Raw genomic sequence first — 26875 nt, forward strand, 5'->3', positions numbered from 1 at the left:
CCCAAGTGAGTATTTACTCACTTTTGAATATGAGACTATTATAGTGAGTGTTCACTCACTTGTCAAGTGAAAAGTAAAATTTTCATAACAAAAAATCTTCGAATACAAATCGAAGATTTTTAAGAATTCATAAGGAAATCTGCTTCTATTTTAGAAGACCTTCTTGAACCAAAAACTCACGCACGACTTCTCTAGCAGACTTGCCTTCTACCCAGACTTGGCAGTTGAGTTGACTCATTTGGCTTTCTGTAATGTTACCAGCTAATTTATTGAGAACAGCTTCCAATTCTGGATGTTTTTTCAGTAATTCATCTCTCATAAGTGGTGCCCATTGATGAGGCTGTTGCTTCACTTTTTTTAAAAGGATCAGGCCATCAGCACCATGAGTATGGGAATCACCACCATGGTGGCCAGGGTTGTCTCTGTCACCATGACCGCAGCGTAATCACTATCAGCTCCGTAGAGTTTGGCAACCACAGGTGCATTGGTCATAACAGGCATAGCGGACTGGATGATAAAGACTTGCTTCATCAAGCTTGGAAGAGGTGCCCAGTAAACGATAGTCGCCATCAAGAGTGGGGCAACCACGAAGCGTCCTAACAGAATTAAGAATTGGTCTTTTTTCAGAGTCAGCTGCTTTAGTCCTGCATTGGACACTGATAAACCAATAAACATCATGGATAAAGGAGTTGTCAAATTACCCAGATACTGTAAATCACTGGCTAAAAAGGTAGGGAGCTTGATATGAAGAATCACCAAGACTAGCCCTAAGAGAAAGCCCATGAGAGGAGGAGAAAAGACTTTTTTCAGACTCGTTTTGAGATCAAACTGAGCTTCTCCCTCGCCATCCCGCTGGATCAGGTAGGTCCCCAAAGTCCAGAAAAAGGTCGTATTACACATGTAATAGATCAAAACATAGGGAATACTGGCATCCCCGAAAAGAGCTTGGTTAATAGGGAGTCCCACAAAAATCGTGTTGGAATTAAAAAACATGGAAGTAAAGAGGCCACGGCGGTCCTGTCTCACTGCAAAAATTCTGGCTACTGCTGTCGCGATGCCAAGTAAAATGACCATAGACAGGGCAGGAAAACGCAGTTCTGGTAACATTTTAAGCAGATATCCCGCCGTGAAACGCTGTGTGATGGTATAGAGCATATAGCAGGGAAGAGCAATTTGAGTGACTAGCTTTGCGATCAGGCCACGTGACTTGTCATCAAACCAGCCTTTTTCACCTATGACAAAGCCCACTAAAATCATCCCCAGAATGACCAGGATCCCTGATATACTCCTCAAAAAGATGTCCATGTTTTCTCCTTTTCCTTCTTTGAAATGAGTGTTTTTCCACAAGGTCTCAAAAGCTACTCTAGTATATCACAAAAAGAGTAGGTATTTACCGTGTCTACTTTAGAGGTATCATATCAATCTGAGGAAGCACCCGATGATCATGAAACGTTATTAAACACAAAAGTCACCCATGTGAGTTCTTGCCAGAAGCTGAAGTTAATCCTTCAACCTGGAAAACCCGCAGAGGTGACTTTTTCTATACATCTCGATTTTTCTGGTAATAATCATTAACCGATAAATATGTCTGTGAATCACCCAGCGACTCCGCTATGTCCATAATCCGCGGTGGTAGTAATCCCACTCGCTGGACAAGTTCGTGATCGCTGAACAATTCCCGTGGACTGCCGGCGAAGCCAAACTTCCCGTGTTCCATAACATACACCGACTCAAACTCGGCGGCGACCCAATCCATGTCATGGGTGATGGTCACAACTTGGTGGCCCGAATCAGCCAACTGATGGAAAATTGCGGTCAACTTGCGCCGGCTTTCCCAATCAAGCGACATCATCGGCTCATCAAATAAATAAATCGCCGGATCCACTGCCAAAACTGTGGCAACGCTCAACAGCTTGCGTTCCGACAATGACAGGTCATATGGACTTTCAGCTGTTTTATCATCCAAGCCGACTCTTTTTAGAGCCGCTAAAGCCCGCCTCGTAATCGTGTCGTGGTCATCCATGACCTGCGCGACACTCCACTCCACCTCTCGTTGAACGGTCGGGTTGAAAAGCTGATCGTCAGGATTCTGAAATGTAATCCCAACCTTCAGTAACTTTTCGACTGGTTTAAGATCATTAAAATTTTCTCCATCGATCTTAATCACACCGGTTTGTGGTGTCAGCAAGCCCGTCAACAATTTGAAGAGCGTTGATTTGCCGGCACCATTTTGGCCGACAATCGCCACCATCGGATCGGCGAAGAGTTTGTCTTCAACATCCAAGCTAAAGGACCGTTCAGGATAAGTGAACGTCAGGTGGCTCAGTTCAATTGTGGACATAACGAACCTCCTTCAGATCAGCGTAATTCACCGGATACCGGCCATCAGCCAAGTGCCAATCCATTTTTTGAGCAAGTTGCTGGATTGTCGGGGCTGGAATCTGCCAGTCAGCTGCCAAATGATTAAACACCTCACCCGGCCTGCCCTGGGCTACCATTTGACCCTCGTGCAGCACCCACACAACGTCGGCGACTTCGCACAAATCGTCAATTTCACTGGTGACAATGAAGACAGTCGTCTCTTTGACTTGGGCCAGCCATTGGAAAAATTGCCGGCGGCCAAGGGGATCCATCTGACTGGTCGGATCATCCATAATCAAAACAGCCGGATTAGCCACAATCGCCGTGGCAATTGCCAACCGCTGGATCTGACCACCGGAAAGGCTCTCGGGACGCAAATTCAGCTGTTCAATCAGCCCCATTTGCGTGGCAACTTCTTCAACCCGTTTTTGAATTAGTCCTTCAGCCATTCCCTGATTAATCAAGTCAAAGGCGATTTCATCAGCAACCGTGTCTGCCAACCCACTTAGTTGGCCAGCTGGATTTTGCAGTACAACTCCATTCATGGCATTATAAACGGGCCAATTGTCGGACACTCGCTGGCCAAACATGTGCCAGTCGCCCTCAATCTCAGCAGACACAATTTTGGGAATGACCCCTGCCAGCACACGGCACAAAGTCGATTTGCCGGAGTGGCTATTCCCGATAATCCCAACCACCTGGCCGGTATGAACCTCCGCGTTAATCTGACGCAGTTGTGGTTGCTCAGTACCCGGATAACGGGTGGTCAAATTTTCAATTACAATCCGTTTATCTTCGTCCATATCTTCCACCCAATCAATAAAATTGCCAATCCAGTCAGACCAATGTGCAGCGTCCGCGACAGGCGATACACGCGCTGGGAGGTTCTGACAGTCCGGTTGGGATTATCAAAACCTCTCAGTTGGAGAGAAATCGACCGCGCCATCGATTGATCCAAGGTCTTAATCACCAATGGAATTAGAACCGGCAGGACTGACTTTAATTTCTGCATTAACGTTTTTTGCGGATTGGTTCCGCGAACTTTTTGTGCCTGCTGGATTTTCCGCATATTGCGCATCATTTCCGGCAAAATATAACACACCGACATCAGAACGTAGACGGTTTTATAAGACAATCCGGACAGTTCCAAATAGGCCGCGTTTTCTGAAATACTCGTGGTCACCATAAAAAAGCCACTGGTCAAAATAATCACCAATACTCGACAACCCAGAGTGGTGGCGTAAATCAGGCCTTCTTTGTAGAACGACACCCCAAGCACAGTAAACAGCACAGTTTGATTCCGACTGTAAAATAACCCTTGGATGATCAGCATGGTGCAAATCAGAAACAGACTGAATCCCAGCGCCTTAAAGATGGTAGAACTCAATTTGGAAAATAACAATAGCAGTGTTGCGACAAGAATTAATCCGGCCTGAAGCAATAAATTCATACTGGCAAAGCTCAACAACGTCATGTCCAAGATGAACAAGAGCTTAGTAATCGGATCAATCACCTGGTACCACTTGAGCTTGACCCGTGGCGCTCCAGAAATCAATGTTTGGTCAGTCATCATTTATCACCGCTAAAGAAGTGCACCATCCGCTTCGGCAGCTGACGATAGATGAAGAATGCCAGGTAGGCCACGCAGACTTTATCCAAAATATCCAAGACAAACTCATCGGTAAATGAGGCCAGCCACACTGGTGCATGATTGGCGACCATTACCGCAAACAATGAGTCACCCCATGCGATACCGGTCTGACCACCCCAAAAGATGACGTTGAGTGGCGTTGAAATGACAGCTGAAACGATGGCAATAATAATAGCAGAAACAAATACTCGTCGCGCTGACGAGAACCACCCATTGGCGTGCAAAACTCCCACAGCAATCCCAATTCCGATGCTGGTAATCGCATACACGGTTGAAATTGGCGATAAGGTCAGCCCATAGATCACGTTGTTGATGAAACCACTGATGGCACCGGCAACCGGCCCAGCCAACATGCTGGCAAGAAAGGTTCCCAAAGAGCCCAGCCAAACGGGCAACTTTAACCCCTCCGCCAAGGCTTTAGCAACATAGTTAATCCCCACGGCAGCGGGAATCAAAGTCATGGTGGCAGCACTTAACTTAAATTTCCACATACTGGTACGATGAATCGGTTCTGTTTTCATAATCTTCTCCTTTTGTTTTTAAAGAGCCGTGTCTGTTTAGACTTTCGGACGCAACGCTCTATAGATTCTTAAGGTTGAACTGCCTTCATTCTAGCAGAATCACCTTAGTCGACATCGGATCCTCTCCTTGAAAATATTTGTTCAACAGTTCACAATTAATCATACGCCGATTTCATCAGAAGTCAAGATTTTTCTGAATTTTTCTTGAAAACGTTCGGAAATGACTTCTGACTACGACCCTAACCCTTATAGAAAGGTTTGTAAAACCCCATCATCCGATTATTTAAGGCCAGAAGAACAAAAACAAACACCATTTCTGGTGTTTGCTTCATTTTAAGCTAGCTTATTTTTTCTTCAAAATATAAGTAGCAATACTTGCCAAGACAAAGGCTAAGACCAGATAGATCGAGAAAACCTTGGTAAGAGCCCAGAAAGCCCCTTATCTCCTAAAACCAAAAGACTTCACCATCTCTTACATCGATGAAGTCTTTTTCTTTCGATCTTGAAACCACAGCATGGCCAGGCCAAAGAGATGACTGCCAAATAGGGCTATCACAAAAATCAGTTTGCCCCTGTCGGGATAGGAAAGTGGGAGAGTTCTAAACCCGTAGCGAGCCAACTCAATAAAGATAGGATGCGAAAAGTAAAGCGCTATACTCATCTGTTTTAAACACTGTAGGTCATAGGATTTTAAAAAGGAGGTGCGCAGACAAGCATTGACTAAATAGATCGTTACAAAGGGAAGGAGAAAGAAAAAGTTCTTATCGATTCCTTCGTTTCGAAAAATAACCACGCCTTCTATACAGAATAGCCCAAGGGCTAGAGCAAGCTTTTGCCAACGGTGAATCCTAAAATTTTGTGAATGAAAATGATCATACAGATAATAACCCATAAAGATAAAAATGGGCGTATAAAAGAGGCCATTTCGAGCGGTGAAAAATAAATTGCTATAGAGCTGGTAACCCTTTAGGAGACTCGTGGTATCCAGATAAGCCGAATAGGTCTCGATCAAGCCCCAGCAATAGAGGAGCAAGGTGATCACCCCCGCCCAAACCATGCCCAAGCGTTTGACCAGTTGATTGACCAAAAACAAACCTAGCAAGAAGGCTGGGATATACCAGAGTTGGTAGCACATCCCCAAATAGACCAGAGCGATGAGGACGCCAGCTGGAAAGATAGTTACTGGGAGTTTGAGACTAGAAAAAAAGATCCAGGCATACGGCAGATAGACACAACTCCAAAATAAATAAGTTTTAACGATTTTGACCAGGTAGGCTTTCATTTTCCTTGCATCCCTTAGTGATTGCTTAAGGAAAAAGCTAGCACAGACGATAAAAAATGGCACCGCTAGCCGTCCAAGGATGCTCTTGAGACCAAAATGGACTGGCTCATAAGAAGTCAAGCGACCACTATGCACCAAAATCACTGCAATCGCAAAAAGGTATTGAAAGAGACTAATACTAGAAGTATTGTAGAGGGAATTCTTTTGCATGTTCCTCCTCCTTGCAAAATGCAGGTCCTAAGGATATTTTAGCATGAAAGGCAAGGCCAAGCAAGGAATCTTGCATCCTGATCTACCTTTTTTCCTCTATTTTTGATATACTCAAAGCATGCACAAACAAACGATTATTGATTTTAAAGAGCTTGGATTGCGACACATTTTCACCAAGCCCATCAAAGAATTAAAAACCAGAGACATCGACCAAGTCGAGGCCCTTCTTAAAGAAGTGGAAACTTACCAGGAGGCTGGTTTTTATGCCGTAGGCTATGTCAGTTATGAGGCTGCTCCTGCTTTTGAGAAAAAATTAGCTGTCCATCCTGCACCTCTCATGGGAGAGTATCTCCTCTACTTCACCATCCACCAGGAGGTCGAATCCCTTCCTTTTCCAGAGGACTATGAGGCAGTGGATCTTCCAGCCAATTGGAAGGAAGAGGTCGAGGCGCCTGCTTATCAGCAAGCCATCGAGACCATCCATCACCACATCCGCCAAGGAGATACTTACCAGGTCAACTATACTGTCCAGCTTTCTCAAGAGCTAGAGGCGGATCCTTTGGCCATCTACAACCGACTAGTAGTAGAGCAGAATGCTCATTACAATGCCTTCATCCAGCACGATGATGTCTCCATCCTCTCCATCAGCCCTGAACTCTTTTTTAAGCAAGACGACCGGCTACTGACCACGCGCCCTATGAAGGGAACGACTCGCCGTGGGCTCACCAACCAAGCTGATCTCCAAGAGGCAGCCTGGCTAGAAGCAGATCCCAAAAATCGGGCGGAAAACATGATGATTGTGGATCTCCTGCGCAATGATATGAATCGGATTTCGGAAATTGGAAGTGAGCAGGTGACCCATCTCTGCCAAGTTGAGCAATACTCCACCGTTTGGCAGATGACCTCGACCATTGAAAGTCGCTTGCGCCCAGAAGTCGACCTAGTCCAAACCTTCCAGGCCCTCTTTCCTTGTGGTTCGATCACAGGCGCACCGAAAATCTCTACCATGGAAATCATCCAACAGACAGAGATCGCTCCTCGAGGAGTCTACTGTGGAACGATTGGGATCCTTCTTCCAAAAGGCAAACGAATTTTTAATGTAGCCATCCGGACCCTTCAAATGCAAGGCACCAAAGCTATCTACGGCGTTGGTGGGGGCATCACCTGGGATAGTAAATGGGAAGGTGAATACCAGGAAACTAAGCAAAAATCTGCCGTCCTCTACCGACAAGAGCCTCGTTTCGATCTCTTAACAACAGGTCGCATACACCAAGGAAAACTGACTTTCCTAGAGCAACACCTGACCCGTTTGAGAGAGGGTAGCAGCTACTTTGCCTATCCTTATAATGAGAAAAAGCTCCTGAAGGAACTTCAAGAAGAGCTCACTCATTTGGATCCTAGCCTTGACTATCGTTGTCGGATAGCCTTGCAGAAAGACGCAAGCTTCCAACTGATGATCACGGAGCTAATAGACTTACCAGCTAACTATCTGCAGGCTCAACTGACCGAGCAAAAGCTTGATCTAGCAAGTCCATTTACCTATTTTAAGACTAGCCAGCGAGCACATCTAACTACTAAATATCAGGAGCAAATCTTCCATCTGCCAGACGGGACCTTGCTTGAGACGACCATTGGCAATCTCATCCTAGAGATCAAGGGCAAGCTCTATACTCCTCCAGCTCATCTCCCTTTATTAGATGGCATCTACCGACGCCATCTATTGGAAACTGGACAAGTAGAGGAAAAACTGTTAACACTGAAGGATTTAGAAGTTGCTGACAGAGTCTATGCCTGCAATGCCCTTCGTGGCCTCTATCCACTCGAATTCACAAGAAAGGGGGCATAATGAAACTTATTTTTTTACACGGCCTAGGCCAGGATGCTCACTCTTGGCAAGGGGTCCAAGATGCACTTTCCCCCTTGCATTCTGAATCTTTTGCTATTTTCTCTTCTCCAAGCGAAAGCTACCAGGAGGCCAAAGACAGACTGACGGAGTATCTCCAACAAGAAAGCGAGCCCTTTATTCTGGTTGGACTTTCACTGGGTGGCGTTCTCTCTCTTGAGCTCTCCAGCCAAGACTTACCACAACTCAAGGGCTTGGTGCTTTCAGGGACACAATACAAACTCAACACCAATCTCCTCTATCGGCTCCAAATTCTCCTTTTCCGTCTGATTCCCAAACATATCTTTGAAAAGCAGGGTGCCAACAAACAGCACATGTTGCAAATTCTTACCGAGTTAAAAAGTCTCAATCTAACCGATAATGCCAAAACTTGTCCTCTCCCTAGCTTAGTGATTTGTGGCAGCAAAGATAGGGCCAATCAGGCTTCTTCGAAAAAATTGGCAAAGCTCCTGCCCAAAGGTCACTATCAAGAAATCGCAGATGGAGGCCATCTACTTAATAGTCAGAAACCCAATGAACTGGCACAAGCCATCAAGGAGTTTTTGAAGAACTTCTAATAAAAAAAGGACAGAAGCCCACTTGAATCAAGATAGGCTACCTGTTCTTTTTTACTTTTTTACTTTTTTAAAATTTTAGAAATATTTTAGAATTGCTTGATGGTTATTTGAAAAGCAAGCTGTATACTAAGAGTGTAAAGAAAACAACTAGTCATTTGGACGAAGGAGAAAACCATGGAAAAAGTATTAGAAATTTCCCATTTGAGTAAAAAATTTGGTCAACAATACGCCTTAAACGATGTGAATCTGAGCATTCGCAAAGGTGATGTCTACGGCCTGATCGGTAAGAACGGAGCTGGGAAAACCACCCTCATCAAGGTCATTACCCAGCTAATTCAAGAAACTGACGGAAGCGTCTCCCTCTTTGCTTCTACAAATCGCTCCCAGTGGACCCAAGCCCTGAAACGTGTCGGATCCGTCATTGAGAGTCCCGTGGCACACAAACATATGACTGCCTATCAAAACTTAGTTTACTATTGCAAGGCTCGCCATATCCCAAACCCCGACCAGGTCATCAAAGAAACTCTGAACTATGTCGGCCTGAGTAATACAGGCAAGAAAAAATTTCGTGATTTTTCACTGGGAATGAAACAACGGTTGGGAATTGCCATTGCGCTCATTGCCAAACCCGACTTCCTCATTCTGGACGAACCCATCAATGGTCTTGATCCGGTCGGAATCAAGGAATTTCGTCAGATGATCAAGCGCCTCAATGATGAACTCGGCATGACCATCCTCATTTCCAGTCATATCCTCTCTGAACTCTATCTGGTTGCTAATCGCTTTGGCATTGTCGACCAAGGACGCCTGATCAAAGAAATTAGCAAGGCCGAATTCGAGGAGCAAGGCGAAGACTATATCATCCTCAAGACCAATCAACTAGCCCTCGCGAGTCAACTGATCCAGGATCAACTCCATCATCGCATCAAGGTCATCGATAAGGATGGAGAAATCCATATCTTTGGCCAGACTCACGATATTAAAGTCATCGTCAAAGCCCTCGTTCAAGCGGATATTGACGTGGACGAAATCTACTATGCCCGCCAAAATCTAGAAAAATTCTTTACAGACTTGGTAGACTAGTCCAAATACCATCTTCCTGTATAACCTATCCACACATTTCATTTAGGAGATTTATCATGTTGCATACCATTCAAGCAGATTTTTATAGACTTTTTCGCTCCAAAGGTTTTTGGATTACAGAAGCCATTCTCGTTCTCAATATCCTGTCTGGAGTCATCTTTGGAGCTACCGGACACGTCGGTGTCAATACGGAATCCAAATTACCCCAAGCGACCGAAGTTTGGACGGGCTTTAAAGCCTTGACCAACTATTCCTCCAGCATCAGTGTGACCATCCTCTTTACCATTATTGTCATCACCCTGGTCCTGGGAACAGACTTAACACAAAACTTATACAAGAATAGTTTGGCCTATGGCGTCTCTCGCACCAGCTACTACTTTGCTAAAAGTGCTGTTGTCTTGACCATTGCTCTTTTCCAATTCCTCGTTTCTTATGGTCTTGTCTTCTCAATCGCGACCCTCTACAATGGACTTGGCACCATGCCAGATCACTTCTTGGCTCATTTTGGACTGACCCTACTGATTCAGTTCCTCTCCACCTTGGCTTGGGTCAGCATCATTTCCTTCCTCCTTTACGCTAGCCAATCCATCACTTTGGCCTTCGTTGGCTACTTCGTTGGAAATATCTTCTTAAGCCTTCCTGCGCTCTTCTTTAAAGACATCAACATTTTGCACTATCTAAACTTAGAATTCCAATATTCCATGGTCCAAAGTACGACAGCAACAAACAATACCCTCTCAATCGCCCTTGGATTCATCCTTGTTTTCGGATTCCTAGGACTAGCTACTTTCAAACACAAAGATTTATAAAAAAGTAGGACTTGACAATTGGTCAAGTCCTACTTTTTTAATGTAATGGTTAAGATAAACCAATCTGCCTCCGTTGCCAGTTGCAAGTCTCCCCCTAGAATCTCTACAAAATTTTGAATGATGTAGAGTCCCAAACCAGAAGACTCCTCTGTGTCCGATAGATTTTCGGAGTAGAATCGACTAGCCAGTTGGTCTAAGTGCTGAATCGGTTGTTGCACGATATTGCGCAGTTCAACCCGGATCGTCTCCGCGTCCGAGGTCAGGCTCAAACGGGCCTCTTCCTTTCCATGCTTGAGGACATTGCTGAGCATATTTTGCAAGAGGCGTTCCCAAAGCTCCGGATCGGTAGCATAATGGAGATGCTCTTCTAACTCTACCTCTAGTGCAATCCCCGCCTCAGACAAGCTATCATAATACTGGAACAACTGCTGGGTTAGGACTTGGCTGAGATTGACGTCTGAAATCCGAGGCTGAATGGCGCCCTCCATCAAGCGTCTGTATTCCAAGAGAGACTCCAAACGTTTTGAGACGACTTGAAGATTGGAAGCAATTTTCTTCAGCTTTTCCTCTTCTTGCGTCCCACCCTTGATGATTTGTTGGGTATAACCAGACGCAATGGTCAAAGGCGTCCGAATATCGTGAGCAATATTACTGATGGCCATATCCAAGGTTTTCTTCTCTTGAAAGGCAATCCGATTGGTCCGCTCAATCTGGTCAAAGAGCTCACCGACCTGCTTGGTCAAGGCGACCAATTCTTTTTTTGAAACACGAGACGTTAACCGTACCCCACTCCCGCTTTGGAGCTTCTTTTGAATCTGTTCCTGCAAATCTTTTAAGGCAGAAAGCAGGCGAAGGTAGCCCAGTCCCAAGAGAAGGACAAGGAAAACTAGAACTAGAACCAATCCCCACATTACTGGTCTCCTTTCAAGCGAACACCCAAGCCCCAGACGGTTTCAATGTAATCCTCATTAGGATCGAGTTGGGCAATTTTCTTTCGGAGATTGCTCAATTGGGCATTGATCGTATTGTCTCCAGGCATATAAGCTTCTTCCCAGACTGCCTCATACAATTCTTCTTTTGTGAAAATCTTCTTTGGATGCGCCAATAAGGTTTCAAAAATTTGAAATTCCTTTTTGCCCAAGCGAAGCGTTTTTTCTCCAGACTCCAGTTCAAAGCTTTCTGGGTTCAGGACCAGATTTTTAACAGTCAGCTTTTTCGATGATGGAGCTTCCTGTGCCGGAGTGATGTTATTTCTCAGTTGCACTGTCACCCGAGCAGCCACCTCATCCAGATTAAAGGGCTTGACGATATAATCATTGGCTCCTGCAAGGAGATACTGGCTAATGAGGTGTTTGTCACCAAGAGCTGTCATCATGATGACTGGTACCTGACTCTGCATACGGATCTCCTCAAGGACCTGATCCCCATTTTTCCCAGGAAGCATAATATCGAGAAGGACCAAATCAATACTTTCTTGCTGGAAGAGTCGCAGCCCTTCTGTTCCTGAAAAAGCCTGAAGCACCTCATGGTCTTCGCTTAAGAGACTATATAAAATTTCTTGGATATCATTATTATCCTCAATTAATAAGATGCGTGCCACTTGCCTCACTCCTCTTTTCTATGCTTACGAAATCATTTCTATTCCCCTAGCCTATCAAATAAAGGGACCTTCGTCAATGAAAATCTGATAAAATCCTATAGTACCCCTGCAAATCTGCATGTTAGGTCCTCACAAGATGAACTTGACTATCCTTTCTTTAAAAGGGTATAATAGGACCAATGACACAATAGGGAGACCAGTCTATGAAAAATAATGCTAAAACTAAAATCAGCCTTGTATCCATCCTCGTCATCCTGGGCGTTGCTGCAAGAATGATGCGAGTCATCCACCGCCAGCAAATCAGGGAGCAAAACAGACAAACCGTCCAAACGACTAAAAAGGTTGCAGAGTTTCAGAAAACACTAGACGAGGAAGAAACCAAGAAACGGAACGAAACCTTCAACAAGATTTTTAATGAATCCCTTGTTCGGAATAAGTTTGAGAATTGGCAAAAAGTCGATGAACTTCATGGTTTGGGACAAAGAACTGGGCAATTTTATATCTATAACTTTGAAAAAAAAGAAGAGATTCTATTAGAGAATACAGATCAAGCATTTGTTCTACCCATTCGAGACAAGAGTAATAACGTCACATTTCAGGCTATCTTTGCCCACAAGGACGGTCAGTGGCATATCATGAAACCAGACGGAAGTTCTCAGTTGCAACTAGGAGAAGCCAACATTTCCGCCGAATCTAAGTTTGTCATCGAAAACAATGTCTTAGACTACGACCAGTAAATCAGTAAGACTTGCTTTAACTACATACAAAAAGCTTAGGACCCCAGCTTTCAGTTGGGATTCTAAGCTTTTTAGTTTGCTGTTAGAGAGTCATCCAGAAGATGGTTTAGCTCTACAGGAGACTTTTATTTAACAGATGCTCCATTGGTCGCAATGACCTCTTTGTACCAATAGAAGGATTTCTTACGTGAGCGGGCTAATGTTCCCTTGCCTTCGTTGTCCCGGTCAACATAGATAAAGCCGTAGCGCTTCTTCATTTCTCCTGTCCCTGCAGAAACAAGGTCAATACAACCCCAAGTCGTATAGCCCCAGAGGACGACACCGTCTTCATGTATGGCATCTCGCATAGCCTTGATGTGGGCAGCCAGGTAGTCAATCCGATAATCATCCTCGATTCCCCCCGCTTCATTTGGTGTATCAACTGCCCCTAATCCATTTTCCACGATAAACATAGGCTTTTGATAACGATCCCAGATGGTATTGAGGGTAATGCGGAGACCAAGAGGATCAATCTGCCAACCCCATTCTGAGCTTTCTAGATAGGGATTCTTCAGAGAGGCAAAGATACTGCCTGCTGTTTTCTCCCTTTCAGCTGGATCGCCTGAAGCGACCCGACTGGCATAGTAGGAGAAGGAAATAAAGTCTACCGTGTGTTCTTTCAACAACTGCAGATCCTGCTCGGTCATCTCAACCGTGATTCCCTGACGTTCCCACTCTTTCTTAGCATAGTTAGGGTATTCCCCACGCGCCTGCACATCGATGAAGAAGTAGTTCTTGCGGTCTTCTTCTAGACCCGCCCAAACATCTCGCGGAGCACAGGTATGGGGGTAATTTTGACCAGCCGCTAACATACAGCCCACCTTGTTGTTCGGATCAATCTCATGGGCTAGCTTAGTGGCAATGGCTGAAGCAACCAACTCATGGTGGGCCGCCTGGTATTTGACCTGCTCCTCATTCTCTCCTTCCTCAAAGCAGAGACCTGCTCCCATAAAAGGCGCATGAAGGATCATATTGATTTCATTAAAGGTCAACCAGTAGTTGACCAAGCCCTTGTAGCGAGTGAAGAGTGTCCGGCAGAGACGTTCATAGTATTCCAACATCTTACGACTACGCCAGCCACCATACTCAGTAATCAAATGCATGGGACAGTCAAAGTGGGTAATGGTCACCAAGGGCTCAATGCCATACTTGTGGCACTCCTTAAAGAGGTCTTCATAAAATTGGAGACCCGCTTCGTTTGGCTCCAGTTTATCCCCTTGTGGGAAGATCCGAGACCAGGCAATGGACAAGCGATAGGTTTTAAAGCCCATCTCTCCAAAAAGGGCAATGTCTTCCTTGTAGCGATGGTACATATCAATCCCATCCTGAGCAGGATAGAAATAACCTTCCTCAAAGTCAAACATCTTTTTCTGACCCGTAATAATCGCGTGACGGTCCGGCCCAATCGGTACCACATCCACATTGGCTAAGCCACGGCCATCTTCATTGTAAGCTCCCTCACACTGGTTAGCAGCCGTTGCCCCACCCCAAAGGAAACCATCTGGAAATTGTAGTTTGTCAGTCATCTCTCTACCTCAATTGATTTAATAGTTCTATTATATCCCTATCTCTCCAAAAAATCCTAGAAGATCCTATGAAAAACTGATACTATTCTATGGTAACTTCTTTACTCTAAAAAAACAGATCCCAAGCCCTTACTTGAGATCTAAAAATCCATCTTATTCTTTCCAAACTGTTTTCAACCAAGTTAGATATAAGTCCTTCCACTGTTGAACAAGAGTCCAATCATGATAAAATTGGGGCATCTGTTCTCCGAGACAGGATCCAAATCCATGCCCACCCTGTGCAAATAGATGTAACTCTGCAGAAACTCTCTTCTCATTTGCCTTCTGCACTAAATCTAAACAGTGTTGCGCCGGAACCACTTCATCATCTACTGCTGCACAGATAAAGAGTGGAGCATCTCCATTTTGCAAACCATTTCTCATATCCAAACGATCTGCAACAGCTTGACAAGTCACTGGATCACGATAACTGTCAGCACCTGCTAGAATAGCTACAATTTTGTCTTTGTGAAGAGAAATTGCTGGATAGATGAGGCCCAAGGCTGAAACACTCGCATCTTCCCTATCAATCTTATCTAGTTGATAATCTAATCCTTGGAACCAATCCTGATTTCTTAGTAATAAGGAAGTTACACCAGCTAAATTACCACCAGCTGAAAAACCAAGTAAACCAATTTTATTAGGATCAATTCCAAAATCAGCTGCGTGATATCGGACATAACGAATAGCTCGCTGAGCATCTAAAAACATGATGGGTTCACGATAGGGGTAACTGCGATACCAAAGAACAAAAGCTGAAATTCCTGCCTCATTAAGAAGTTCAGCAATTTGTTCTCCTTCCGTCACTATAGATTTTGTCAAATAGGCTCCACCAGGACAGATCACAACTGCCTGATCGCTTCCTTCCGATAGATAAGGAAGAAGAAAAGGCCGGTCTGTATAAGTTAGTTCTGCTGGTCCATGTTCAATTTCTTGTCGATAAACCATGGTATCATTGCCTGATAAATCTCCAAGTTCATCTGATGATTTATCCCAGACTCCCGGATATTTCTCAAATAAATCATGAGGGGTATACTCCTCGTGAATATTCAAGACATCTGTCTTTAAACGTTTATTATTTCCTGGGATTTGCTCACCCCATATATATAAAGGATTTTTCATAGTGTACCTCCAAACTACTATTTTTTATTCAACTGTTATAATGACTCTTTTATATGTTTTTAATGGAAATTCTGATTGATTGCTTACTTCTAAAATAATATGGAAAGTATCTCCAGATTTTGCATCTTCAGGAATTTGGAAACTAATTTGATTTGTATCAACTCCTGCCATTGGTAAATTCCACGTTTTCTCTATTTTTGACGAATGCCATGAATCTATAAACTCCATGTCACCTAGTGTCCATCTCCCTGCTTCCAGTTCAAGATGACTAAAGTCCCAATATGTAGATGCCTCGTAGTAACACCACCAATGATAAGCAATTGAAAGTCCGTTTGGATCCTTCGCTAGCGCCCTTAAAGTCAGATTTTCACCTACTTTCGCTGAGATATTTTCATCTATATTCACCTCTGGGTAATGACTACATACTTCAAAATCATTTGTTACACACCATTGAACTCGAGCGGCGAAATCTGCTTGGATATCATTAATCCAACGATAAAACTATATTCTTGCTCAAATCGCTGAGTAAGTGGATTATAATCTACTGTTTTTTCTGTAGAAAATGTATTAGGTGCTACTTCGGTAAACCGACCTCCCCAACTACCATAAGTTGGATGTTCAAAACCTCTAAGACTCGTCTGTATTAAATAAAAGTAGGAAAGTGAATCTCCTTCAGAAATAAAATCATATTTTTTATAATCGGGATGAGCTTCTAACCATTTTTCTTGTCCAAATTGCTCTGGTTCAATCTCTCCAGCTAGATAGTAGCCATCTCCAATTAAGGCATATTTTTCGATCAAAGAGCCTTTATTCAAAATATGGATTTGCTGCCAGTGATCGTCTAAACTAGATCTAATTTCTTTTGGTAAATTTTTCCAACCATAACCAAAATATCCAAAATTTAAAGAATCATTTAAAGTTGTCAAATTCCAATTTTTCGAAATATAATCTCCATAAGTTCCATCTTGATCTAAAATGATGTACAATACCACTTTAGATTCTATTTTTGATTTAATATGCGCCCACTCACTTGTCCCCTCAAATCGTTCTTGAATACTTTTAAGAGCACGGGCTGTAGTGTTCGTTCCTCCCCATGTCTGAATATACAATGGTCGCTCATCCTGATCTAGCATTAAATCCATTAAAAAGTTAGATCCCTCTGTCTCCTCCTCCATTTCACCAACATCAGAAATATTTCCAATTCTGTATACATCTAATAAACTTTGCGGAGTTGGATAGTCAGGGTCATGTTTAACAAGATTAGAATATACTTCTGCATATCGATGTATCATTTCGGGGATCCATGTTTCTCCGGTCCAACGATATGCTGGTTTTTCATCATTCCCACTGTAATGAAACATAGAAGAAGTCAGAATAATTCCTGCAACTTCCATATAAGAAGAAAACGAATAAAAGAATTCATATCATCGATTTCACCATCTGTAGTGACCACTGTTCTATGTTTTTGTTTTACTATCGTTATTTTCCTCTCTTATATAATTATATCCACAGTCATGTTTTCACTAGTCACAATTACTTGTGCATTTTGTTTGAATTTTCGGACAATTGCCAACGCCCTTCCGTTAAAAGTTGATGTTCTATCAGTATTATATTTTTCCAAAGGTTTAGGATCTCCCGTCCCAAAACCAAGTAATTCTGCTCCCACAACATGAATACACAAGTCCATTTTCATATGAGTAATGAGATTATTAGAGTTATCTTCTATCGAATACGAAATATAGGTTAAATCACCATTCTCCTCAATCCTCCCCTGTAAATGAGCGGTTGTTTCATCCGCCGTCATTATAATATCTTCGCTAATCATATGACCATCTTTAAAGTTCACCGCCTTTAAACAACCTTTTTGATACATTATTTCAAATTTAGTTAAATAGTCTAGTTCTTCTGATGTAGATTTTTTTTCTATTAACTGATCATTTAAATATAGAGCAACCTCATCACCTGGAGCATATACTTCTACAACAATGGGATGTCCTTCAAAACCTGGCCAAGTCCATGATCGAAGAGAATCTGATAAAACCCACGGTGTTTTAATTAACTTTTTTCCATAGTGTTCGGGTTTTTGAACTGCAATATAAGGTTTTTCACGTAAACCAAATACGATTTCACGGTAATAAGAAAGTGGGCGTCGAACGCCAGTTATATCAATATCTCCACAATAAGCTAGCTGACAAGGAAATTGTGCGCCAAATCCTCCCTCACCCCAACTATAAGCAGGTACTCCTACTCCAGCTTCTCCAATATAGTCCCAACCTGTCCAAGTGAAATCTCCAATAACACTAGCTAATTTCTTAACCAAGGACCAATTACGTGCGATTTCAGGAGGGGAAGTCTCACTTCCTACAATAACTCTATTAGGATGTTCTTTGGCATCTAATTCGTAGCGATCTGACATATAATTATAGCCAGCTATATCTGTCGAAGCTGTTGCCAAATCCAGTCGCTGACTTATCAAGGGATGCACAACAATTTTATCCATATTGGTATCCATTAAAGTCATAAAATCGTTTACATTTCCTGTTAAATCTGATTGATCAACTTGGTTTTGTTTCTGGATATCTTCAACAATCTGCGGAATCACATCCCCAGCCGCAAAAACGCCATTTATACTCGCTAAAGTCGGTCGAGTTTGATCAATATCTTTAATATGATCATGAATCATTTTGGCTATGCGACTCCCATGTTTAGTTCCAATTTCAGGAATCTCGTTTCCAATGGAGTACAAGATAACACTAGGATGGTTGAAATCTGTTTCAACCATCGCAGATACGTCATTCTTCCACGACTCTTCAAAAAATAGACTGTAATCGAAATCTCCTTTAAAACGTGTCCAGCTATCAAATGTTTCGTCCATTACATACATTCCCAACTCATCACAAACTCTTAGCAAAGCTGGAGCAGCTGGATTATGAGCCATACGAATAGCATTAAACCCTGCTTCTTTTAAGATACGTACTTGACGATAGTGGGCAACTTGATAAGTCGCAGCACCTATCAAACCGCTATCATGATGTATACAAGCTCCTCTAAGTTTTGTCTCTTGCCCATTAATTCGTAGCCCACGTTTACTATCTACAGAAATAGTCCGAATTCCAAATTCTTGGGTATCAGTATCACATAAGTCTCCCTCTTGATATAGTTCAACAATCATACGATACATGGTAGGAGACTCAGCAGACCACGCTTGAATCTTATCCAATGAGAGGATTGTTTTAAATTCATTTTTCTCCCCTGCTTTTAAATAATAGGGGCGCTGATCCACTAGAAGAATTTTCCCGTCCTTATCACATACCATTAATTTTAAATCAAATTGAATTCCTTTGCATTTTCTATTCTCAATAGGAACAGATACTTCAATACTTGCAAAATCATTTTCTAACTCTACTGTTCTAATTTTACTACCAGTGGCTGATACATGAAGTAAATCACTACTCAATAAATAAACATCTCGATAAAGACCACCTCCTGAGTACCACCGACTATTACTCATCGCACCATTTCGAACTTGAACACAAATCTCATTTTCTCCAAAATGAAGAAAATCTTTCATATTTACATAGAAAGTAGTGTAGCCATTATGATGTTTTCCCGCCAGCTGTCCATTTACATAGACAAACGTATTCATATAGGAGCCTTCAAATTTTAATATATTCTCCCTATATAAATCTTCCTCTTCTGCAATGAATGTTTTCACATAAACATAATTTTTTCCATCTCTAAAACCTGTATTGTTTCCATTTCTACTTTCAGCGTATGGTGTTTCACTAATCATCGCATCATGAGGAAGGGTTACTTTTTGAGCTTGTTCAGGTATATTCCAAACTAGTGCAAATGAATTTTCATCATACCAAAAGAGCCAATCGTCGTTAAATAGTTCTTGCTTCATTACTTCTCCTTATTTCCCTAACGCTTTTTATTATTGGTAACTATCTAAAACGACACATTGAAAAAAACAAATGTGCCGTTATCACTTTCTCATCTTTCTTATCTATAAAAGATTGTAAAATATATTATTATTGATCATCCTATTCATGATTATCTTCAGAATGATCTCGAATCATTGATTTCATGACCTCAATATCCTCACGATGTTTATCAACAGGATTAATACGGAGACAGAGGAGCATAATAGCACCTGTAATGATTGGAGCTCCAAACCTCATAAAGTTAAGAACAAATAGAGTTGCACCATTTTGTTTTCCAACTGCCCCCGCTACATAACCTACCAAACCAAGTAGTAACAATGGTAGAGAATTAGAAACGGTATTCCCGCATTTCTGCGCAAATCCTTTGATTGAAGAAATCACACCATTTGCTGAGATCCCTTCTGTAAATTGGATGTAATCAATTGCATCATTGACCAAAACATTGACAAGAGCATTTTGCATTGAAGCAAGTGCTGTCGCAATAAAGGTCATAACAAGTAGAAATGTAAAGTTCGTTTTTCCAAAGAAGAACAAAATGAAATAACAAATTGAAGATCCTACAACAGATACTTGTAGTGCTCGTTGTGCTGATTTAAAGATCCGCAAGAAGATCCCCATAAGTAAAACCATTGAAACTAAAGCACCTAGAGATACTGCAAGCATATAAGTCGAAATTAAATCTGGGCGTGCAATGTAATACATAACATAATAAACAGATGTAGCAAACATTAGTCCATAACCCAGAGAGGCCATTATCCATACTACAATATACGGAGACAACTCTTTATGTTTTAAAATTCGTTTCAAATCCTGTGTCAACGGACGCTCAGGAAGTGGTTCAATATACTTTTCCTTCCCAGTTACAAACAATCCCCAGAATGATACACAAGAAAGAAGTCCCAGTATTATCATTAAAGGAATCCATCCATTTTGAGTGCCGAACCACTTACCAAGAACCTGCTCTATATCTCGTCCGTAAGAAGAACCAATGGTAAACATAAGAGCCGTACACCCTGCTCCATATGTGATAATCTTATTACGAATAGCGTCACTTTTTACGTGTGCTGGAAGGACAGACATTTGAGGCATGGTGTACATAGTAACTGTCATACCATACCCAATATACATTGCCAAATAATACCAAAAATTCCCGCTACCAAGATTCGGATTAAACCAAAGTAAAGTTGAAAAAAGTGTCAATAGAATTGGTGCAACCAAGAAGTACGGACGATAGCGCCCCCATTTCGTTTTGGTTCGGTCTGCAATAACTCCCATCATGGGATCATTAATTGCATCCCATAATGTTGCTATAAACATTAAAAGGGAAACAGAGGTTGCAGCTAGTCCTATTGTATCTGTCAAATAGACACTAAGATAACTTGATAAGATTGCTGCAATCATCATTGCAGTTCCACTTACTGAGGTTGCATGGAAAAAAGCAAATTTTTTATCCATCATTTCTTCTGGTTGTTTATAATCCATCAGAATATCTCCTTTTCATAATTGTATTTGGATGTTATGAATACAGTATATCAGACCAATATCAATACAACTATATCTTAAAATCACTAAAAGTATGTTCATTTCTTAGATGTTAATAATTGTTTGAATGATCGATAAAAAATTTAATTCCCTCATAAAACCCACCAAAACAAGTTGTTTAGTTATTATTTGTTACACCCTTTAATAGTTGCTACCACTTAATAATGGCCAAACTATAGGAGTGTTCTATTCAAAATAATGAAACATACAAAAAATACTGGATAGAATTTTTTTCATAAAAATTTATCCAGTATTTAGTTATTCCATATTTTTTCCTATTTGTTTCCGATATTCCGAGGGAGATATTCCTAAAAATTTTCGAAAAATCTTATAGAAATAGGATGGATTCTCATATCCAACTTTCAATGAAATCTGCTCAATTGAAGCATTCGTATGTCTAAGGTACTCTGCTGCTACATTAATTCGTTGAATATGAATTAATTTGATAAATGATTTTCCCGTCTGTTTTTTTAGATATGTCGATAAATAATTTGGATTAAATCCAAAATATTCTCCCATTTCTTCTAAAGTGATAGAAGCATAATTCTTTTCTATATAAAGCATGATAGATAATAAATTCGACTCTGTTTTTTTAGAACTTTCTACAGCATTTGATCTACTAGAAATTCTCAGTAACTTAGCAAAAAGGATTAAGAGCTCATAACGAATAATGTCGTTTGATTGTTTATCACTCTTTTTATAATATTCATAGATAATATTAGAAATAGTATTAATTAAACCATCACCTTCTTCAGTCCGAAAAACCGTATAAATTCCATTCCTTTCTTTTTCTGTTGGAGTAAAAAAAAGTAACTCAGACAGATAACTATTACTTCCATTTCTATGCAAGAAATCTAAATCATTCAACGTGAATGCTGTTGATTTTAAGGCAATGTTTAATGCCACATCATCTGAACTACTTTCTAAATTTTTATGAACTGTGTTTGGCCCTACAATAAAAATATCTCCCTCATGCAAATCCAATTGTTCATTTTCAATCATGATAGATAAATCGCCCTTCAAGGGAAGTATCATTTCAACATAGTTGTGGAAATGATAAGGGACAAAAGAATTTACTGGATTGACAGAAAGTGCAATAGGTTGCAAATTGATTTCAAGAGAGTCATCTAGGTTTTGGAAAAATTCATAAACTGGCTCTCCATTAAAATACTTAGCAGGAACCGGTCGCATAGTTGATTCAATTTCCTTCCACTCTCTTTGTTCTCTCTTATTGATGAGTAAATCTAAAATAAATGGATCCATACTTACCTTCTTTCTTTTTCTATTATACCTTATTTTATAAATCTAGGAAATGAACATATATGTAGCTATTTTTAACGATAGTTTTTCCTGTTATTCCAGACTAGAATATAAATAGAAAAAAACAACGAGGAGAAATTGAATGCTCAATCTTACACAAAAACCTTACTTACTAACAACAAAACAGGCAGATAGCATCCACCAACTTGTCTCAGAAATGACAACAGAAGAAAAAATCGGCCAGCTCTTTTTTGTTATCGGACAAGATGAAGAGCGCGTCTCTCTGGATGACTTTATTGACACCTATAAACCAGGTGGGCTCATGTTCCGACCAGGACCAGCGGCCCAAATCAGTCGACAAATCAAACAAATTCAACATCATAGCAAATACCCGCTTTTCTTTTCAGCTAACCTTGAATCTGGGGGAAATGGAATCATCAGTGAGGGGACTTGGCTAGGAAATCCTCTACAAATGGTCGCGACGAATGATCCTCAAGCGACCTTTGAACTAGGAAACATCGCAGGCTATGAGGCCAATCAGGTCGGATGCAACATGTCCTTCTCCCCCATTGTAGATATTGATTTAAATTTTAAAAATCCTATTACAAATACACGAACCTTCGGATCAGATCCTGATCGCGTCCTCCGTATGGCAAAAGCTCAAATTCAAGGCCTGGAAGCAAACGGAATTACTCCTGTAATAAAACACTTCCCAGGAGATGGCGTTGATGAGCGTGATCAACATTTACTCTCTAGCATTAATAGCCTATCAGCAGAAGATTGGTCTAGCAGTTATGGCCAGATTTACAAAAACTTGATTGATCAAGGAACACCTTGTGTCATGATTGGGCATATCTACCAACCAGCTTGGGAACGTAAGCTAAACCCCGAAATCAAAGATAAGGACTTACGCCCCGCCTCAGCCTCTAAACTCCTCATTGACGGCCTCCTTCGAACAGAACTTAGTTTCAATGGATTGGCCATTACTGATGCGACCGCTATGGTGGGCTATAATGTCATTCTCCCACGTAAAGAACTCTTACCTGCAACCATTAATGCCGGAATCGATATGATTCTCTTCAACAAAAACATTGATGAAGATTATGCCATCATGACAGAAGCTGTTAGCAGTGGACTTGTTTCAATCGATCGTCTTAATCAGGCTGTGACCCGAATATTAGCAACTAAACTTTCTCAAGGTTTGATGAATGAAGCGGGACAATTTATTGGGCAAATTCCTGAAAAACCAATCCTAAAAACTAGTGAGCACTTAGAAATAGCTGCTAAGATTGCCAAACACTCTGTCACTCTCGTTAAAGATCGTGATCAACTCCTTCCTCTCTCTCCCCAAAAAACACCACGTGTTCGTCTAGTTATCCTAGGTGATTCTGATGAAGGTGGCTTTAAAGAAGGTGGTAAAGTAACAGACCTCTTTAAAAATGGCTTAGATCAGTTAGGTTTCGAAGTCTCCCTCTATCAGATGGACTTCCATGAAATGTTTGAAGAAGGAACAACAGATTTAGAAGAAAAATTTGACCTCGCTTTTTACATAGCAAATGTGGAAACAGCCAGCAACCAAACGACTACTCGTCTTAACTGGATCCAGCTCATGGCAGCCAATGCTCCTTGGTTTGCTCCATCCATTCCTACTGTATTTGTTTCAACAGCAAACCCTTATCACCTCTTTGATGTTCCTTATATTTCAACCTTTATCAACGCTTATACAGGAACACCTGAAAATGTAGCGGCAGTTTTAAGAAAAGTGACTGGCCAAGAAGAGTTCACAGGAATAAACCCTATTGACCCATTCTGTGGCGATTTCGTAGCTACATTATAAAAATGATATCTAGAAAAGGAAAGAAAAAACATGAATATTCAATCAATCCTAGTAAACCATATGACCGAGCCTCTCGGCTTCCTTTTAGAACATCTTCGCATTGAATTTACACTTGAAGCAGATCACTTTGAAGAGGTCCAAAAACAGTTAACCCTATCTGTAGCTGATCAACCGGTTTACCAAACGGAGTTTCTCCCATTTGATAATAACTTCTTTGAAGTAGATCTTGACCTCCTTCCACGCACACGCTACGATATCAAGATCACCATCCGCACAGCCGATCAGGAATGTATTTCCTCTTCCAGCTTCTTTGAAACAGGAAAAATGACGGAACCCTTCCTGGCAAAATGGATCGCAAATGAAAACAAAGAGATCCAAAACACACTTTTTAAAAAAAATATTACCATTACCAAAGAAGTTGCCAAAGCTCGTCTTTATATGACAGCCCTTGGAGTGTATGAAACGCACATTGACCAAGAAAAGGTCGGGAATGAATTTCTTGCTCCTGGTGTAGATGCCTATGATCAATGGATTCAACTACAATCCTATGATGTGACAGATTCCTTATCTATTGGAGAGCATGAATTATTGATTTCAACTGCTGACGGTTGGTATAAAGGTCCTTACGGCTTTATCGAAGGGATCAAAAATATCTATGGTGATCAACACCGTGCTTTAGCCGAATACCATATCGACTACGTAGATGGAACACATGAAGTCATTACGACAGATGAAAGTTGGCTGACGACAACTGGAAAAGTGACTCACTCGTCTATCTATTATGGGGAAGACCGTGACGATACCCTTTCTATCGTAAACTGGAAACCAGTTATTATTTTAGAAGAAAGCTACGATATTTTAAGTGATCGTCTCAGCCTGCCTCTTATCGTCAAAGAAACACTTGAAGTCCAAGAGGTACTCTACACACCTGCTGGAGAAACTGTACTAGACTTCGGTCAAAATCATGCTGGACTTTTTCGCTTCTATAACCGGACTCCAAAAGGAACAAAGATCTATCTTCAAGTTGGGGAGATTCTCCAAGAAGGGAATTTCTATCGTGAAAACTTACGATCTGCTCGCGCTGCTTTCGAATATATTTCCGATGGAGAAGAGAAATGGGTTCAACCATCTTTCACCTACTATGGTTACCGCTACATGAAAGTAGAAGGTTTGGATCAATTAAATCCTGAAGATTTCAAAGCAGATGTCATTTATTCTGATATGAGATCCACAGGAGAGATTGAAACCAATAATGGCAAGGTCAATCGTCTCTTCCAAAATATTATTTGGGGGCAAAAAGGCAATTTCTTTGACTCTCCAACGGACTGTCCTCAACGCGATGAACGTCTTGGATGGACTGGGGATGCCAATGTCTTTTCAAATACAGCCTTATATAATATGGATGTCTACGCCTTCTACCGTAAATTCTTGAAAGATGTTGCCATTGAACAACAATTAAATGATGGTCGCGCTCCTATGTATGCTCCTTCCTTTGGTAACAAAGATGGAGGTGGAGCTATCTGGGGTGATGCAACAACTTTCATTCCTTGGAATGCTTATCAAATGACAGGAGATGATAGTCTCCTCAAAGAACACTATCTTTCTATGAAGGATTGGGTTGACTGGATTACTCGAAATACAGCCACTCCTTATCTCTGGACCAAGTGTTTCCAATTCGGAGATTGGCTTGCTCTGGACGGAGAAAATCCTGCTATGCCAACCGGGAAAACAGATGAAGACTTTATTGCTTCTATCTATTACTACTATTCTGCTCATATTGTGGCAGAAACGGCTCGATTATTAGGAAAAACTGAGGAAGCAAATAACTATGAAAACCTGTCTCAAGCTATTAAACAGGCAATCCAAGCCGAGTACATTTCTGCTAACGGTCGTTTGACAATTGATACGCAAACAGCTTATGCATTGGCATTGGCCTTTGAATTGGTTCCAGAAAATCAATTGGAACGTGTAGCTAAAGATTTAGTCACTCGACTTGGGAAAGATGACGATCATCTCAAAACAGGCTTCGTCGGAACTCCTTATGCCAACCAAATGCTCTCTCAGTATGGATACCATAAATTAGCTACGACAATTTTCCTTCATGAAGACTATCCGTCTTGGCTCTACGCGGTCAATCTTGGAGCTACAACCGTTTGGGAGCGCTGGAATTCTGTTCTTCCAGATGGATCCATGAACCCTGAGGGAATGAACTCTCTTAACCACTATTCTATCGGTGCAGTTATGGAGTGGGCCTATAAATTTGTTCTCGGAATTCGAAATCCGAATCAAGGTTTCAAAGAATTTGACCTTGCTCCAGAATTTGACTATCGTTTAAACTCTGTAACTGGGCACTATCAAAGTAGCTACGGAAAAATTGCCATTTCTTATTGCATTGAAACAGATGAGAAACATACTATTACTCTTACTGTAGATGTCCCATTTGGAAGCACTGCCCATGTCACACTGCCACGTTCAGAAGGGGTACTGGTTTCCATTAATGATTCAAGTAGATCCGGCGGTCAGTTTGATCTGACAGCTGGGCACTATGAGATTTCTTATATCCCAACTCAAGACTACGTCGAACGCTATGCTGCAAGCACGTCCGTTGCAACCATTATGGCTGATGAAGAATTAGTTGCACAGATTGATGCGATCCACCCCGTCCTTGACTTTTTCCGTAAGGATCCAGGAGCTGTCCAAGGTGGCTTAGGAAAACTCTCTTTTGCAAAATTAGATGAAATTTTACCATTTATTACCATTCCAAAAGATAAGTTAAAAGAAATAGAGTCCTTACTCGAACAAACGATTATACTCAATCAACGAAACAAGTAAAAAAAGAGTCTGGAGCA

22 protein-coding genes and 1 pseudogene are annotated in these 26875 nt (G+C 41.4%); 7 read left to right on the plus strand and 16 right to left on the minus strand.

Annotated features, from left to right (window positions below; all coding sequences use genetic code 11):
- Positions 1 to 145: 145 nt before the first annotated feature.
- From AB4X21_RS08570 to AB4X21_RS08600, 7 genes and pseudogenes are all read right to left on the minus strand, one after another.
- Positions 146 to 376: pseudogene (locus AB4X21_RS08570) on the minus strand (glycine betaine ABC transporter substrate-binding protein); the annotation flags it as partial.
- A complete protein-coding gene (locus tag AB4X21_RS08575; RefSeq protein WP_369087827.1) occupies positions 367 to 1305 on the minus strand; it encodes an AEC family transporter in 939 nt (312 codons plus the stop codon). The gene AB4X21_RS08575 and the pseudogene AB4X21_RS08570, both read right to left, overlap by 10 nt.
- 235 nt (positions 1306 to 1540) lie before the next feature.
- Positions 1541 to 2341: an energy-coupling factor ABC transporter ATP-binding protein gene (locus AB4X21_RS08580; RefSeq protein WP_021153830.1), complete on the minus strand. Its 801-nt coding sequence runs from the start codon at positions 2339 to 2341 to the stop codon at positions 1541 to 1543.
- The gene (locus AB4X21_RS08585; protein WP_271631022.1) at positions 2328 to 3164 is read right to left on the minus strand and encodes an ABC transporter ATP-binding protein; all 837 of its coding nucleotides are present in this window, start codon (positions 3162 to 3164) and stop codon (positions 2328 to 2330) included. Before AB4X21_RS08585 ends, AB4X21_RS08580 begins: the two co-directional genes overlap by 14 nt.
- The gene (locus AB4X21_RS08590) at positions 3140 to 3931 is read right to left on the minus strand and encodes an energy-coupling factor transporter transmembrane component T (protein WP_369087828.1); all 792 of its coding nucleotides are present in this window, start codon (positions 3929 to 3931) and stop codon (positions 3140 to 3142) included. The genes AB4X21_RS08585 and AB4X21_RS08590 overlap by 25 nt, the downstream gene beginning before the upstream one ends.
- Positions 3931 to 4533 carry a hypothetical protein gene (locus AB4X21_RS08595; RefSeq protein WP_021153833.1) on the minus strand — a complete coding sequence of 201 codons (603 nt, stop codon included), beginning with the start codon at positions 4531 to 4533 and terminating at the stop codon, positions 3931 to 3933. Before AB4X21_RS08595 ends, AB4X21_RS08590 begins: the two co-directional genes overlap by 1 nt.
- A gap of 472 nt (positions 4534 to 5005) precedes the next feature.
- Positions 5006 to 6025: an acyltransferase family protein gene (locus AB4X21_RS08600; RefSeq protein ID WP_369087829.1), complete on the minus strand. Its 1020-nt coding sequence runs from the start codon at positions 6023 to 6025 to the stop codon at positions 5006 to 5008.
- Positions 6026 to 6143: 118 nt separating this feature from the next.
- On the opposite strand from AB4X21_RS08600, the gene pabB reads away from it, so the two are divergent.
- From pabB to AB4X21_RS08620, 4 genes are all read left to right on the plus strand, one after another.
- Positions 6144 to 7871 (plus strand): aminodeoxychorismate synthase component I, encoded by a 1728-nt coding sequence (pabB, locus tag AB4X21_RS08605; RefSeq protein WP_369087830.1) that lies wholly within the window; start codon positions 6144 to 6146, stop codon positions 7869 to 7871.
- Positions 7871 to 8485 carry an alpha/beta fold hydrolase gene (locus tag AB4X21_RS08610; RefSeq protein ID WP_369087831.1) on the plus strand — a complete coding sequence of 205 codons (615 nt, stop codon included), beginning with the start codon at positions 7871 to 7873 and terminating at the stop codon, positions 8483 to 8485. The genes pabB and AB4X21_RS08610 overlap by 1 nt, the downstream gene beginning before the upstream one ends.
- Positions 8486 to 8659: 174 nt before the next feature.
- Positions 8660 to 9568, plus strand: coding sequence for an ABC transporter ATP-binding protein (locus AB4X21_RS08615; protein ID WP_369087832.1), 909 nt, complete (start codon positions 8660 to 8662; stop codon positions 9566 to 9568).
- 56 nt (positions 9569 to 9624) lie between these two features.
- A complete protein-coding gene (locus AB4X21_RS08620) occupies positions 9625 to 10377 on the plus strand; it encodes an ABC transporter permease (protein WP_369087833.1) in 753 nt (250 codons plus the stop codon).
- A 29-nt stretch (positions 10378 to 10406) separates the two neighbouring features.
- On the opposite strand, the gene AB4X21_RS08625 is transcribed toward AB4X21_RS08620, so the two are convergent.
- Entirely contained in the window at positions 10407 to 11288 is an 882-nt protein-coding gene (locus AB4X21_RS08625; protein WP_369087834.1) for a sensor histidine kinase, read from the minus strand.
- Positions 11288 to 11977, minus strand: a complete 690-nt coding sequence (locus AB4X21_RS08630) for a response regulator transcription factor (protein WP_369087835.1) — start codon at positions 11975 to 11977, stop codon at positions 11288 to 11290. The genes AB4X21_RS08625 and AB4X21_RS08630 overlap by 1 nt, the downstream gene beginning before the upstream one ends.
- A 203-nt stretch (positions 11978 to 12180) precedes the next feature.
- Here AB4X21_RS08630 and AB4X21_RS08635 point away from each other — a divergent pair, with 203 nt between their 5' ends.
- Positions 12181 to 12714 carry a hypothetical protein gene (locus AB4X21_RS08635; RefSeq protein ID WP_369087836.1) on the plus strand — a complete coding sequence of 178 codons (534 nt, stop codon included), beginning with the start codon at positions 12181 to 12183 and terminating at the stop codon, positions 12712 to 12714.
- A 125-nt stretch (positions 12715 to 12839) separates the two neighbouring features.
- Here AB4X21_RS08635 and AB4X21_RS08640 read toward each other — a convergent pair whose 3' ends face one another.
- The 7 genes from AB4X21_RS08640 to AB4X21_RS08670 all read right to left on the minus strand — a co-directional run bounded on the left by AB4X21_RS08640 (position 12840) and on the right by AB4X21_RS08670 (position 22192).
- Entirely contained in the window at positions 12840 to 14279 is a 1440-nt protein-coding gene (locus AB4X21_RS08640; protein ID WP_369087837.1) for a 6-phospho-beta-glucosidase, read from the minus strand.
- A gap of 153 nt (positions 14280 to 14432) precedes the next feature.
- Positions 14433 to 15440 carry an alpha/beta hydrolase gene (locus tag AB4X21_RS08645; RefSeq protein WP_369087838.1) on the minus strand — a complete coding sequence of 336 codons (1008 nt, stop codon included), beginning with the start codon at positions 15438 to 15440 and terminating at the stop codon, positions 14433 to 14435.
- A 24-nt stretch (positions 15441 to 15464) separates the two neighbouring features.
- Positions 15465 to 15845, minus strand: a complete 381-nt coding sequence (locus tag AB4X21_RS08650; protein ID WP_369087839.1) for a hypothetical protein — start codon at positions 15843 to 15845, stop codon at positions 15465 to 15467.
- 35 nt (positions 15846 to 15880) lie between these two features.
- Positions 15881 to 16834, minus strand: a complete 954-nt coding sequence (locus tag AB4X21_RS08655) for a DUF1593 domain-containing protein (protein ID WP_369087840.1) — start codon at positions 16832 to 16834, stop codon at positions 15881 to 15883.
- Between the two features lie 98 nt (positions 16835 to 16932).
- Positions 16933 to 19347: a glycoside hydrolase family 2 TIM barrel-domain containing protein gene (locus AB4X21_RS08660; protein WP_369087841.1), complete on the minus strand. Its 2415-nt coding sequence runs from the start codon at positions 19345 to 19347 to the stop codon at positions 16933 to 16935.
- 139 nt (positions 19348 to 19486) lie between these two features.
- Entirely contained in the window at positions 19487 to 20869 is a 1383-nt protein-coding gene (locus tag AB4X21_RS08665; protein WP_369087842.1) for an MFS transporter, read from the minus strand.
- Between the two features lie 318 nt (positions 20870 to 21187).
- Positions 21188 to 22192 carry a helix-turn-helix domain-containing protein gene (locus tag AB4X21_RS08670; protein WP_369087843.1) on the minus strand — a complete coding sequence of 335 codons (1005 nt, stop codon included), beginning with the start codon at positions 22190 to 22192 and terminating at the stop codon, positions 21188 to 21190.
- A 139-nt stretch (positions 22193 to 22331) separates the two neighbouring features.
- Between AB4X21_RS08670 and AB4X21_RS08675 the strand changes: the two genes are divergently transcribed.
- Positions 22332 to 24026 (plus strand): glycoside hydrolase family 3 protein, encoded by a 1695-nt coding sequence (locus tag AB4X21_RS08675; protein ID WP_369087844.1) that lies wholly within the window; start codon positions 22332 to 22334, stop codon positions 24024 to 24026.
- 30 nt (positions 24027 to 24056) lie between these two features.
- The gene (locus AB4X21_RS08680) at positions 24057 to 26858 is read left to right on the plus strand and encodes a family 78 glycoside hydrolase catalytic domain (protein WP_369087845.1); all 2802 of its coding nucleotides are present in this window, start codon (positions 24057 to 24059) and stop codon (positions 26856 to 26858) included.
- Positions 26859 to 26875 lie beyond the last annotated feature (17 nt).

The sequence above is a fragment of the Streptococcus sp. CP1998 genome, assembly GCF_041026655.1.
Taxonomy (GTDB): domain Bacteria; phylum Bacillota; class Bacilli; order Lactobacillales; family Streptococcaceae; genus Streptococcus; species Streptococcus dentalis.